General features: G+C 66.1%; 12 protein-coding genes and 1 other RNA gene. 12 read left to right on the top strand and 1 reads right to left on the bottom strand.

Annotated features, from left to right (window positions below; all coding sequences use genetic code 11):
- Positions 1-75: 75 nt before the first annotated feature.
- The 9 genes from GXY01S_RS00695 (at position 76) to folB (ending at position 8,366) form a co-directional block, all read left to right on the top strand.
- A complete protein-coding gene (locus tag GXY01S_RS00695; RefSeq protein WP_061271462.1) occupies positions 76-1,212 on the top strand; it encodes a D-alanyl-D-alanine carboxypeptidase family protein in 1,137 nt (378 codons plus the stop codon).
- 135 nt (positions 1,213-1,347) lie between these two features.
- Entirely contained in the window at positions 1,348-2,154 is an 807-nt protein-coding gene (map, locus tag GXY01S_RS00690; RefSeq protein WP_061271461.1) for a type I methionyl aminopeptidase, read from the top strand.
- A gap of 52 nt (positions 2,155-2,206) precedes the next feature.
- Complete coding sequence (ggt, locus tag GXY01S_RS00685; RefSeq protein WP_061271460.1) at positions 2,207-3,982, top strand: gamma-glutamyltransferase; 1,776 nt, start codon at positions 2,207-2,209, stop codon at positions 3,980-3,982.
- Between the two features lie 61 nt (positions 3,983-4,043).
- Positions 4,044-4,138, top strand: an RNA gene (gene ffs / locus GXY01S_RS00680) — signal recognition particle sRNA small type.
- A 69-nt stretch (positions 4,139-4,207) separates the two neighbouring features.
- A complete protein-coding gene (locus GXY01S_RS00675) occupies positions 4,208-6,205 on the top strand; it encodes a DNA polymerase III subunit gamma/tau (RefSeq protein ID WP_061271459.1) in 1,998 nt (665 codons plus the stop codon).
- Positions 6,206-6,220: 15 nt separating this feature from the next.
- Positions 6,221-6,544: a YbaB/EbfC family nucleoid-associated protein gene (locus GXY01S_RS00670; protein WP_061271458.1), complete on the top strand. Its 324-nt coding sequence runs from the start codon at positions 6,221-6,223 to the stop codon at positions 6,542-6,544.
- 22 nt (positions 6,545-6,566) lie between these two features.
- On the top strand, positions 6,567-7,166 hold the full coding sequence (gene recR, locus GXY01S_RS00665; RefSeq protein WP_061271457.1) for a recombination mediator RecR: 600 nt from the start codon (positions 6,567-6,569) through the stop codon (positions 7,164-7,166).
- A complete protein-coding gene (locus GXY01S_RS00660) occupies positions 7,163-7,942 on the top strand; it encodes an SDR family oxidoreductase (protein WP_061271456.1) in 780 nt (259 codons plus the stop codon). The genes recR and GXY01S_RS00660 overlap by 4 nt, the downstream gene beginning before the upstream one ends.
- Positions 7,943-7,967: 25 nt before the next feature.
- Complete coding sequence (gene folB, locus GXY01S_RS00655; RefSeq protein WP_061271455.1) at positions 7,968-8,366, top strand: dihydroneopterin aldolase; 399 nt, start codon at positions 7,968-7,970, stop codon at positions 8,364-8,366.
- A 41-nt stretch (positions 8,367-8,407) separates the two neighbouring features.
- Here the strand turns inward: folB and GXY01S_RS00650 are convergent, their stop codons facing one another.
- Positions 8,408-8,746 (bottom strand): TIGR02300 family protein, encoded by a 339-nt coding sequence (locus tag GXY01S_RS00650; protein ID WP_061271506.1) that lies wholly within the window; start codon positions 8,744-8,746, stop codon positions 8,408-8,410.
- Positions 8,747-8,926: 180 nt separating this feature from the next.
- Between GXY01S_RS00650 and aroA the strand changes: the two genes are divergently transcribed.
- From aroA to rpsA, 3 genes are all read left to right on the top strand, one after another.
- A complete protein-coding gene (aroA, locus tag GXY01S_RS00645) occupies positions 8,927-10,279 on the top strand; it encodes a 3-phosphoshikimate 1-carboxyvinyltransferase (protein ID WP_061271454.1) in 1,353 nt (450 codons plus the stop codon).
- Complete coding sequence (gene cmk / locus GXY01S_RS00640) at positions 10,276-10,917, top strand: (d)CMP kinase (protein WP_061271453.1); 642 nt, start codon at positions 10,276-10,278, stop codon at positions 10,915-10,917. Before aroA ends, cmk begins: the two co-directional genes overlap by 4 nt.
- A 274-nt stretch (positions 10,918-11,191) precedes the next feature.
- Positions 11,192-12,889, top strand: coding sequence for a 30S ribosomal protein S1 (rpsA, locus tag GXY01S_RS00635; RefSeq protein WP_061271452.1), 1,698 nt, complete (start codon positions 11,192-11,194; stop codon positions 12,887-12,889).
- Positions 12,890-13,030: the final 141 nt, after the last annotated feature.

Genomic DNA, 13,030 nt, shown 5'->3' with positions numbered 1-13,030 from the left:
ATGGAGGGGTGCCGGGTAACGCCCGTGCGCCCGAAACCGTATGATGATCATTGCACGCGTAGGTTTCGCCATCTCATGAGCCGTTTTTCCGCTATCCGTTTTTCCTGCCTCGGGGTTATCGCTACCGTGGGGCTGTGTGTCGGCCTTGGGGGCATGCACGCGGCAAGGGCGCAATATGTGGGGCAGGTCAGCTCCATCGTGGTGGATGCCCGCACCGGGGCCGTGCTGTCGCAGCAGGATTCGGACCTGCGCCGCTACCCCGCCAGCCTGACCAAGCTGATGACGCTCTACCTTGCTTTCAAGGCCGTGCGCACGGGGCAGGTTGCATTAAATCAGGAAATGCCGGTCTCGATCCATGCCGCCTCGATGGAGCCATCAAAGCTGGGCCTGCGTGCGGGGTCGCAGCTTACGGTGGAGCAGGCGGTGCTCGCGCTGGTCACCAAGTCCGCCAATGATGCGGCCTGCGCGCTGGGCGAGTTCCTTGGCGGTGGCGACGAGACCCGCTTTGCCGCGATGATGACGCGCGAGGCCGGCAGGCTTGGCATGTATGATACCGTGTTCCGCAACGCATCGGGCCTGCCCAACGCCGAGCAGATGACTTCGGCGCGTGACCTCGCCACCCTGGCGCGCCACCTGATCGTGGATTATGGCGAGTACTACCATTACTTCGCGGTGCCGGGCTTCTATTTCCACGGGCATGACGTGCCCAACCATGACCCGATGCTTGGCGCCTATCCCGGCGCCGATGGCCTCAAGACCGGTTATACCGATGAGGCGGGGCATAACCTCGTGACCTCCGCCGTGCGCGACAACGTGCGCCTGATTGGCGTGGTGATGGGGGCGAAGTCCAATACGCGGCGCAACACCACCATGGCCGCCCTGCTCGATGCCAGCTTCGATGCCGAGGGCGTGGCCCCCGTGGCGCGTCCTGCCCCTGTCACGCGCCCGCTGCTGCTTGCGCGCGCGGGCGGCAGGTCCGCCCTGGGCCGCCATCATGGCGTGACGCTGGCCTCCGCCCGCCTGCGGGCCGACCCGGCGGATGAAGTGGCCGAGGCCCCGGCCATTCCCGCCTCGTACACCCGTATCCGGCGCGGGCATGGCACGGTGGTGCACGTACATCCCGCAACTGCGCCCGTGCACGCCCATGTGCATCTGGTCAGCATGGGGCATGCGGCGCACACCATGCATGCGCGCGCCAAGTCACGAAGCTGACAGCACGCGCCACAGGGTATAGAAGGCACGATTATCCATCCGGCGTGGCTGGCAGGCGGGTCAGGCGTGTTCCTGTTGTCCCTCTCATGACTGCGGGCGGGTGGTCATGCACAGATGACAGGAAAGGTTAGCGGCATGGAAGGCGATATGCACGGCGGCGCGGTAAAGATTCACACGCCGGAAGACTTCGTAGGCATGCGGGCGGCAGGCCAGCTTGCCGCCCGCACGCTCGACATGATCACCCCGCATGTGCGCGAGGGTGTGACCACGGCGGAACTCGACCGCCTGATCCATGATTACATGATTGCCAACGGCGCGTTGCCCGCCACGCTGGGCTATCGCGGCTACCCGGCCTCAAGCTGCATTTCGATCAATCATGTTGTCTGCCACGGCATTCCGGGCGAAAAGACGCTGAAGGATGGCGACATCCTCAATATCGACGTGACCGTGATCCTTGATGGCTGGTACGGTGATACGAGCCGGATGTACACCGTGGGCAAGGTCAAGCTGCGCGCGCAGAAGCTGATCGAGGCGACCTACGAATCCCTCATGCTGGCCATTGATGCCGTACGCCCCGGCGCCACGCTGAATGATATCGGGCGTGTCATCCAGACCTATGCCGAGGCACGGCGCTTTTCGGTGGTGCGCGATTTCTGCGGGCATGGAATCGGGCGCACCTTCCACGCGCCGCCCAACGTGCTGCATTACGACAGCCCCGACGTGGATCTGGTGCTGCGTCCGGGCATGTTCTTCACCATCGAGCCCATGCTCAATATCGGCCGCCCGGATGTAAAGATCCTTGAGGACAGATGGACGGCGGTGACGCGCGACCGTTCGCTTTCCGCCCAGTTCGAGCACATGATGGGTGTGACGGAAGACGGGTGCGAGGTCTTCACCCTCTCGCCCGCAGGCTATACCTGCCCGCCTTACACGCAGGCCTGATCCATCGCCCGTAAGGGACAGACACGCCCACAAGACCCAAAAGGAAACGCCCATGCCTTCCGCCCGTGGCCTGCGCACCCGCGCGCTTCTTCTTTCATGCCTTGTCGCGGCCCTGCCGGTGGCCGGGCAGGCCGCGGTGGTGGACCCGCTGGCATTTGAAAATACGCCGGGCGGCCAGGCCATCGGCATGGCCCCCACGCCGGGGCGCAATGGCATGGTGGTCGTGGCACAGGACCTTGCTGCGCATGTGGGGGCCGATATCCTCGCGCGCGGCGGCAACGCGGTCGATGCCGCCGTTGCGGTGGGTTACGCCATGGCGGTGGTCTATCCGGCTGCGGGTAATATTGGCGGCGGGGGCTTCATGACCCTGCGCCTGCCGGACGGACAGGCCACCTTCATCGATTTTCGTGAGCATGCGCCCGGGGCGGCCACGGCTACCATGTATCAGGATGCGGCGGGTCACGTCATTGCCGATGCGTCCACCAAGGGGTGGAAAGCGGTCGCCATTCCCGGCACCGTGGCGGGGCTGGAAGAAGTGCATGACAGGTGGGGCAAGCTGCCGCGCGCCGATGTGATGGCCCCTGCCATAACGCTGGCGCGTGACGGCTTCATCCTCAAGCCCAGCGATGTGGACCTGCTGCATACCTCCACGGCAGCTTTTGCCAAAGATCCTTATGCCAGCAAGATATTCCTTCACCCCGATGGCACGCCGCTCATGGCGGGCGAGCGGCTGGTACAGCCCGACCTGGCCCGCACGCTTGAGCGCATCGCGCGCAAGGGGGCCAGCGGCTTTTATGAAGGGCCGGTGGCGAAAGAGATCATCAGAAGTAGCGAGAAGGGCGGCGGGATCCTGTCGCGCAGGGATTTCGCCAGCTATCACACCCGCATGATGGCACCGCTGACCTGCGAGTACCGCGGCTATCATATCGATACGGCACCGCCTCCAAGCGGCGGCGGTGTGGCGTTGTGCGAGATGCTCAACATCCTGTCGGGCTATGACATGCACGCGCTCGGGCTGCACACGGCCGCAGGCGTGCAGCGTGAGGTCGAGGCCATGCGCCACGCCTATGCCGACCGGCAGGACCTTGGCGACCCCGCCTTCGTCAACAACCCAATCAGTCACCTGACCGATCCGGCCTACGCGGCGCAGATACGCCAGTACCTGCCGCTCAACCATGCCGTTTCCTCCGCCAGCCTGCGCCCCGGCGCGCCGGATGGCGAGAAGGAGGAAACCACCCATTATTCCATCGCTGACCAGTCCGGCATGACCGTAGCGGTGACCTATACGCTCAATGGCTGGTTTGGCGCGGGCGTGGTGGCGGGCAGCACCGGCGTGGTCATGAATGACGAGATGGATGACTTCGCCACCCGGCCAGGCGAGCCGAACATGTTCGGCATCGTGGGCAGCAAGGCCAATGCCATAGCACCCGGCAAGACGCCGCTCTCGTCCATGGCGCCGACCATCGTCTCGCATGATGGCCAGCCTGCCATGGTGCTGGGCAGCCCCGGCGGCTCGCGCATTCCCACCATCGTCCTGTCGGTGCTGACCGGCATGGTCGATTACGGGCTTGACGTGCAGCAGGCGGTCGACCTGCCGCGCATCCATGAGCAATGGCAGCCCGACGTGGTGCAGGTGGAACACGGGGCGCTGTCGCCCGCGGCCATCCGCACGCTTACCCATGAAGGCTACAGGGTGGAAGAGCACGCGCCGTGGGGTGTTGCCGAGAGCATCCTTGTCGGCGGCCCGCGCATCGGCAGGGTGGGGCAGGCGCGTTATTATGGCGCGGCCGACCTGCGCCACCAGTCCGGTGCGGCTGTAGGGGAATAAGCGTGATTTTTTTGTCCGCCCCCTTGTGCATGGGACGGGTGTATGTGTTAGAACCCGCTCGGGAGATCGGTTGTAGACGGATACCTTGCTAACCTGGTCAGGTCCGGAAGGAAGCAGCCGTAGTGAGTTTCGTCCGGGTTATGGCCGGTCTCTCATCTGAAACAAGTTTGTGTGTCGCCATCGCGCCGCGTACGTCATGGCCACTTCTCCAGCCCGGATGCATCAATGACCGTTTCGTCGGATCAGGATCGTTCCGAGGAGGCCGGGCTGCCTGCACCGCCCGCAGATGGCCCCGGCCTGTTTGGTGACGCCCCGCCGCCACCGGCGCCGCCCGCCGTGGCGGATGCAACACCCGCCGCACCCTACCGTGTGCTGGCCCGCAAATATCGCCCCACCACATTTGATGATCTGATCGGTCAGGAAACCACCGTCCGCATCCTGCGCAACGCCTTTGCGCTCGGGCGCGTGGCGCATGCCTTCATGCTGACCGGCGTGCGCGGCGTGGGCAAGACCACCACGGCACGCATCATCGCCCGCGCGCTCAACTGCACCGGGCCTGATGGCAAGGGCGGCCCCACGGCGGACCCGTGCGGCGTGTGCCCCAACTGCGTGGCCATTCTCGCCGACCGCCACCCCGATGTGCTGGAGATGGATGCCGCCTCGCGCACCGGCGTGGACGACGTGCGCGAAATCATCGAGGCGACCCGCTTCCGGCCCATGCAGGGGCGCATGAAGGTCTTCATCATCGATGAGGTCCACATGCTCTCGCGCAACGCGTTCAACGCGCTGCTCAAGACGCTGGAGGAACCGCCCGCGCAGGTCACCTTCATCTTCGCCACGACCGAGCTGCGCAAGGTGCCGGTCACGGTGCTGTCGCGGTGCCAGACCTTCGCGCTGCGCCGTGTGCCGCAGGTGGAGCTTGCCGCCCATTTCGATCGCGTGGCCCGGGCCGAAAACGTCACCTTCACCCCCGATGCGCTGGCCCTGATCGCGCGGGCTGCCGATGGCTCGGTGCGCGATGGGCTGTCGCTGCTCGATCAGGCCATAGCCCAGGGCACGCTTGATGGCGAGGGCGGCACGGACGCCGCCCCCATCGGGCTGGACCTCGTGGCGGGCATGCTGGGCCTGGCCGATCGTGGGCTGGTGTTCGACCTGCTCGATGCCGTGCTGGAAGGCCGCCCCGAGCGCGCGCTGGCCATTACCGGCGATGTGTATGAGCGTGGCGGCGATCTGGGCGTGATGCTGGGCGATGTGCTGGAACTGGTGCACACCGTCTCGCGCCTCAAGGCCATTCCCGCCCTGCGTGACAACCCCGAGATGCCCGAGGCCGAGCGCAGGCGCGGTTCCGCCCTGGCCGAGCGCGTGCCGGTGCCGGTGCTGGGTCGCACATGGCAGATGCTGCTCAAGGGCGTGGCTGAAGTAGAGCAGGCGCCCGACCGCAGGCAGGCCGCCGAGATGGTGCTGATCCGCCTGTGCTACGTGGCCGACCTGCCGCCGCCGGGTGATGTGGTGCGCCGCGTGCTGGGGCAGGATGCCAGCGCAATGCCCATGCAGGTTTCCGGCGGGTCGGCTCCCCTCACGGGTGGCGGGGTGCAGGCAGGTCTGTCGCCCGGTGTCGCGCCCGGGCCCGATGGTGGTGGCGGCACGATCCGCATGGTGGCCAATGGCGGCGTGCGGGTCGATGCCGCGCCACAGCACGCGGCTGACATTGGCCGGGTGGTGGAAACGCCACTTGCGCCCTCGCCACGCACATGGCGCGAGACCGTAGCCCTTGTGTCAGGGCGTGACGCCATGCTGCACGGGCACCTGTTCCATGCGGTGCATCTTGTCGCGTTTGCGCCGCCGCTGATCACGATCCGGGTGGAGCGCAACAGCCTGCCTGGCCTGGCCCGGCGGCTGGAAACCTTCCTGCGCGAGATGACGGGCGATGCCACCTGGCAGGTCCGCCAGTCCGAGGAGGAAGGCGAGGCCACGATTGCAGAGCAGGGGGCCGAGATCATCGAACTGCACCGCGCGCAGGCCGAGGCCCATCCGCTGGTGCAGGCGGTGCTCGCGGTCTTCCCCACCGCCCGGCTCGGCGCCGTGACCGATCACGCGCTTGATGATTACGGCCTGCCGCCAGAAGAGCTTGCGCTGGAAACTCTGGCGCCGGATCTCGAATTCGCCCCTCTTGATGCCGATCTGGTAGAAGAGGACGATCTGGATGCAGATGATTTTGCCTGAGGAGAGACACTGAACATGAAAAATCTTGCCGGCCTGATGAAACAGGCCACCCAGATGCAGGCCCGCATGGAAGAAATGCAGGCCAAGCTTGAAGATATGGTCATTGAAGGCAGCGCGGGCGCTGGCATGGTCATGCTGACCATGAACGGCAAGGGCGACATGAAGTCGATCACCATCGACCCCAAGCTTGCCGACCCCGGCGAGATGGAAATGCTGCAGGACCTGATCCTTGCCGCCAGCGCCGATGCCCGCAAGAAGCTCGACGCCACCGCCAGCGAGGAAATGAAGAAGGTCACCGGCGGCCTGAACCTGCCGGGCGGGATGAAATTCCCGTTCTGAACCAGGGCACAGGAGGGCATGCATGAGCGGGCGGGGTGAGATCGACCGGCTGGTAACCCTGCTGGGCCGCCTGCCGGGGCTTGGGCCCCGCTCGGCCCGCCGGGCAGCGCTGGCCCTGCTGCGCCAGCCCCATGCCCGTATGCTGCCGCTTGCACAGGCCATGGAGCAGGCGGCGCGTGCCGTGCGCACCTGCTCGAGTTGCGGCAATCTCGACACGACCGATCCCTGCGCCATCTGCGCCGACCCCACCCGCGATGCGGGGCTGGTGTGCGTGGTGGAGAACGTGGGCGACCTGTGGGCGCTCGAGCGCGCGGGCGTGCATCGTGGCGTGTACCAGGTGCTGGGCGGCACGTTGTCCGCGCTGTCGGGCATCGGGCCGGATGACCTCAACGTGCAGCCACTGCTTGACCGTATTGCCGGGGGCAGCGTGCGCGAAGTGATCCTGGCCCTTGGCGCCACGGTGGAGGGGGCCACCACCATGCACTGGCTGCATGAGCGGCTGGCCCGCTTTGACACCATAAAGATCAGCCGCGTGGGGCAGGGCGTGCCGGTAGGGGGCGCGCTTGACGTGCTTGATGATGGCACGCTGGCCGCCGCCATCATGGCGCGCAGACCTGCATGAGCAGGGTCTGGCCCGTGCCTGACGCCATGCCGCGCACAGCCCTTGTTACCGGCGGTGCGGCCCGTCTTGGCCGCGCCATCGCGCTGGAACTGGCGCAGGCGGGCTTCGATATCGCGCTGCATTACAACACGTCCGCGCAGGCTGCGGAACAGACTGCCGCTGAAATCCGTGCATCAGGCCGCAGGGCCGTGCTGCTGGCCGCCGATCTGGCGGATGAGGCAATGGTCACGCCGCTCGTGGCCGAGGCGACCCGCCAGCTTGGCCCGGTGGGCGTGCTGGTCAACAACGCCAGCGTGTTCATGCGCGATGAATGGAATGACGCGACACGGGCAGGGTGGGACGCCCATATGGAACCCAACACCCGGGCGCCCTTCGTGCTGATGCAGGAATTCGCTCGCCTGCTGCCCAAGGGCGCGGATGGCATGGTGCTGAACATGCTTGATGAGCGCGTATGGTCGCTCACGCCCCATTTTGTCAGCTATACCGTGTCCAAGGCGGCGTTATGGACGCTGACCCAGACCATGGCGCTGGCGCTGGCGCCACGGCAGATTCGCGTCAACGCCATCGGTCCCGGTCCCGTGCTGCCCACGCCAAGGCAGACACCGGAGCAGTTTGCCCGCCAGTGCGCCTCCGTGCCGCTGGGCCGGGTTGCAACGCCCGATGAGATCGCGCGCGCGGCCCTGTCGCTGATCTGCCTGCCCTCCGTGACCGGGCAGATGCTTGCCCTTGATGGCGGCCAGCACATGCAGTGGTCGCCCGCCGCCCCGGTGTGCTGAAGCCTCCCGACTGACAGGAACCATCATGTCCGTATTCCCGCCGTGGAATGAGCCTGAAAACCTGCGCTGCCTGTTCGTGCGCAACATGGTGCTTGATGCCCATATCGGCGTGTTCGAGCACGAGCAGGGCGTGACCCAGCGTATTCGCGTCAATGTGATGTTTGGCGTGCCTGACAGCGCCTCGCTGGCGGTGGGGGCGGATGATCTGGCCCGCACGGTATCATATGAACGTGTGGTGCTGCTGGTGCGCGAGCTTGTGGCGCAGGGGCATGTCGCACTGGTGGAAACGCTGGCCGAGCGAATCGCAGCCGGCGTGCTGGCGGAAAAGCGCGTGCGCATCACGCGCGTCAGCATCGAAAAGCTTGATATTTTCGATGATGCCGAATCGGTTGGCGTCGAGATCGAGCGCCGCAACCCCGCCTGATGCAAAAACGGCCCGGAGCGCGTGCCCCGGGCCGCATGGCCTCAGTTGTCGTGGTCGTCCTTGTCGGTTTTCACGTCGATGTCAGCACTGCTGATGTCGTCGTCATCATCGTCATCAAGGCCCGCGTCGTCAGGCAGCACGGTGTCTGCATCCTCATCCGCATCGGCGTCGAGATCGACATCCACGTCGTTATCGACCGCGTTGTCGCTGGCCTTGGGCTTGGATTCGGGGGCAGCTTCCGCCGGGCGGCGCAGGCGCGGCAGTTCCACGGGCTGTTCAGCGCCGCATTTGGGGCAGACGGCCGGATTCTTGTTCAGATCGTAGAAACGGGCGCTGCAGGAGACACAGACACGTTTGGTGCCGAGGTTGGACTGAGCCATCTTGAACCTGTCGATCCTGTTTTTAATGATGAATGGAGCCACCGTATCCGGAAGTGGCAAAAGGCGCAGCCCCATGCCAGTTTGCGCGGCTGATGTCAAACATTGCCCCCGCACTCCGGCAACCCGATCATGCCGATCTGTGATTGACTTTGTCACCCGGAATACGGAATGGGATGCGTTATGAAAACCGATCATGCCCCTTCTTCCGTTCGCGCGCTGACGGTTCATGCCCCGCGCGCGCCCCTGTCCGGTTCGGTCCATGTGCCGGGTGACAAGTCGATCAGCCACCGTTCGCTGATGTTTGCAGCCCTTGCGCGCGGCACGACCCACATCACCGGCCTGCTGGAAGGCGAGGACGTGCTGCGCACCGCCGATGCCATGCGTGCCCTTGGCGCGGACATCACCCGCGAGGGGGCAGGCCAGTGGTGCGTGCAGGGCTGCGGGCTCGATGGGCTGCGTGAACCCGCCGATGTGCTGGACATGGGCAATTCCGGCACGGCGGCGCGCCTGCTGTCGGGCATTCTGGCCAGCCACGGCTTCACCTCGGTCATGACGGGCGATGCCAGCCTGCGTGGCCGCCCGATGAAGCGCGTGACCGACCCGCTGGCCGCCACCGGGGCCACGTTCCTTTCGCGCCAGGGCGGGCGGCTGCCGCTGGCCATCGCGGGCAACGCCAACCCGCCGCCGCTGGCCTACCGGCTGCCGATGGCCTCGGCCCAGGTCAAGTCCGCCGTGCTGCTGGCCGGGCTGAACGCGGCGGGCGAGACCCGGGTGGAAGAACCCGTGGCCACCCGCGACCATACCGAAAACATGCTGCGCCACTTCGGCGCGCAGGTGCGGGTCGAGCCCATGGGCGCGGGCGGCCGCGTGATTACGCTCCAGGGCCGCCCCGACCTTGTGGCGCGTGACATCGTGGTGCCCGGTGATCCGTCTTCTGCGGCCTTTGTGCTGGTGGCAGCGCTGCTGGTGCCGGGCTCGAAGGTAACCGTGCGGGGCGTGGGGCTGAACCCGCTGCGCACCGGGCTGTTTACCTCGCTGCGTGAAATGGGGGCCGACCTTGCCATCAGCAACGAGCGCGTGGAAGGCGGCGAGCCGGTGGGCGACCTGACCGCCACCGCGGGCGCACTGCATGGCGTGGACGTGCCCGCCACGCGCGCACCGTCGATGATTGATGAATATCCGGTGCTGGCCGTGGCCGCCGCCCATGCTACGGGCCAGTCGCGCTTTCGCGGGCTGGAGGAGCTGCGTGTGAAGGAAAGCGACCGCCTTGCCGCCACCGTGGCGCTGCTTGAAGCCAATGGCATCAAGGTGGACGTGGTGGGCGATGACATGATCGTGCATGGCACGGGGGGCGCCATTCCCGGTGGCGGGCTGGTCGAGACCCGCATGGACCACCGCCTGGCCATGAGCGCCATCGTGATGGGCCTTGCAGCCCGGAAGCCGGTCAGCGTGGATGATACCGCCTTCATCGACACGAGCTTCCCCGGATTCGTGGGGCTGATGAACAGCATCGGCGCGGGGCTCGCGGCATGACGCAGCGCCTGGTCATAGCGGTGGACGGCCCGGCCGCGGCGGGCAAGGGCACGCTGGCCCGCAGCCTGGCCGAGGCGCTGGGCCTGCCCTATCTCGATACCGGCCTGCTCTACCGCGCCACCGGGCGGCGCATGCTCGACGCGGGCCATGACCCCGCCACTGCCCCGGCAGAGGAATTTGCCGCCACCGTCGGCATGGAAGACCTACGCCGCACCGACCTGCGCGTGCCCGAGGTGGACCGTGCCGCAAGCCTCGTGGCCGCCCAGCCCGCCGTGCGCCGGGTGCTCGTTGATGTGCAGCGCCGCTTTGCCGGCACGCATGGCGCGGTGCTTGACGGGCGCGATATCGGTACGGTCATCTTCCCCGATGCTCAGGTCAAGCTCTACATCACGGCATCGGCCCGCACGCGCGCCGAGCGGCGGTGGGAGCAGATGGCCACCGACCCCGACGCCCCTGACCGCGCAGCCCGGATTGCACAGGTGGAGCGCGAGATCGCGGCGCGTGACGCCGCCGATTCCGCCCGCGCCACCGCGCCCCTGCGCCCGGCGGATGACGCCGTGCATATCGAGACCGACCACCTCGATGCCGCCGCCGTCCTGGCCGAGGCCCTGCGGATCGTGGCGCTCAGGACACGCTAGCGCGCTTTTGTGCGCGAACCATGCGCTCCCGGCACGGTTTTTATTGACATACGCCGCCCGTAGGGTGTCTGTGCTCAACGGTATATGCCCCGCGCGCCTGCGCCGGGGCATGGTCTTTCACATCTGGCCCGCAGGCGTGCCGCGACCGTGTCGTGGCGCGGAGCCCGGGCAAGTCGTTCCCATGTTACCGCGCAGGCGGGCAGGCGGGGGCGCAGGATTGTCCACATCCGCCGCCGCGCGGTCATGATGTGGTTACAGGATTTACGAGTAACTCATGGCTTCAGCCACAACACAGCCCGTCGAGAACTTTGCCGATCTCCTCGAGGAAACCCTCGGTCGCGATTCCGCGTTTGACGGTTCCGTCGTTACCGGTCGCGTCGTTCGCCTGACGGATGAATACGCCATCGTCGATGTCGGCCTGAAAAGCGAAGGGCGCGTTTCCCTCAAGGAATTCGGCCCGCCGGGCGTTACCCCCGATGTCAAGCCGGGTGATGTCATCGAACTGTTCGTCGAGCGGTACGAAGATCGTGACGGGTCCATTGTCCTGTCGCGCGAGAAGGCCCGCCGCGAGGAAGCTTGGTCGAACCTTGAAAAGGCGTTCGAAGGCAACCAGCGCGTCAACGGCACGATCTATGGCCGCGTCAAGGGTGGCTTCACGGTCGACCTCGGCGGCGCAATGGCGTTCCTGCCGGGCAGCCAGGTGGACATCCGCCCCGTGCGCGATGTGACCCCGCTGATGGGCGTGCCCCAGCCGTTCCAGATCCTGAAGATGGACCGCGCGCGCGGCAACATCGTCGTTTCGCGTCGCGCCGTGCTCGAAGAGACCCGTGCGGAACAGCGCAGCGAGCTGATCCAGGGCCTGAAGGAAGGCATGATCCTCGATGGCGTGGTCAAGAACATCACCGATTACGGTGCGTTCGTTGACCTTGGTGGCGTCGATGGCCTGCTGCATGTGACCGATATCGCATGGAAGCGCATCAACCACCCGTCCGAGGCGCTGCAGATCGGCCAGCCGGTCCGCGTGCAGGTCATCCGCTTCAACCCCGACACGCAGCGCATCTCGCTGGGCATGAAGCAGCTTGAGGCTGACCCGTGGGAGAACGTGGCGATCAAGTATCCGCCGGGTGCCCGCTACACCGGTCGCGTCACGAACATCACCGACTACGGTGCATTCGTGGAACTCGAGCCGGGCGTCGAAGGCCTGGTGCACGTGTCCGAGATGTCCTGGACGAAGAAGAACGTCCATCCGGGCAAGATCGTCGCCACTTCGCAGGAAGTCGATGTGATGGTTCTGGATGTGGACAGCGCGAAGCGCCGCATCTCGCTGGGCCTGAAGCAGGTGCAGCGCAACCCGTGGGAGCAGTTCGCCGAGGAACACAAGGTTGGTTCCGTGGTGGAAGGCGAGATCCGCAACATCACCGAGTTCGGCCTGTTCATCGGCCTCTCCGCCGACATCGATGGCATGGTTCACATGTCCGACCTGTCGTGGGACGAGGCGGGCGAAGTCGCCATGAGCCACTACGAGAAGGGCCAGGTCGTAAAGGCCAAGGTTCTGGACGTGGACGTGGAGAAAGAGCGCATCTCGCTGGGCATCAAGCAGCTGCATGAAGACCCCGCAGCCGACACGCTGAGCAAGGTGCAGAAGGGTGCGGTCGTAACCTGCATCGTGACCGCGGTGCAGGCGAACGGCATCGAGGTGAAGGTTGACGACGTTCTGACCGGCTTCATCCGCCGTGCGGAACTGGCCCGTGACAAGGCCGACCAGCGCCCCGAGCGCTTCGCCGTTGGCGAGCGTGTCGATGCGAAGGTCGTGTCGGTTGACCGTGCTGCCCGCAAGCTGGCCCTGACCATCCGCGGCCGTGAGGTCGAGGAAGACAAGCAGGCGATCACCGACTACGGTTCTTCCGATAGCGGTGCGTCGCTGGGTGACATTCTGGGTGCCGCGATCCGTCGCCGTAACGCCGAGAGCTGATCCGAGCCACAGGCTCCGGCCCGCGCAGGCGTGGGCTGGAGCCGGGCATGAAAAAGGGCGGTGCAGGAATGCACCGCCCTTTTTTTGTATTGAGAGAGAAGAATAAAAGTTTCTGGGTGCCGCCTTTTTTCAAAAAGGCGG

It is taken from the genome of Komagataeibacter xylinus NBRC 15237, assembly GCF_001571345.1.
Taxonomy (GTDB): domain Bacteria; phylum Pseudomonadota; class Alphaproteobacteria; order Acetobacterales; family Acetobacteraceae; genus Komagataeibacter; species Komagataeibacter xylinus.
Note: the sequence above shows the minus strand (reverse complement) of the source record. Positions and strands in the feature narration are given on the sequence as shown.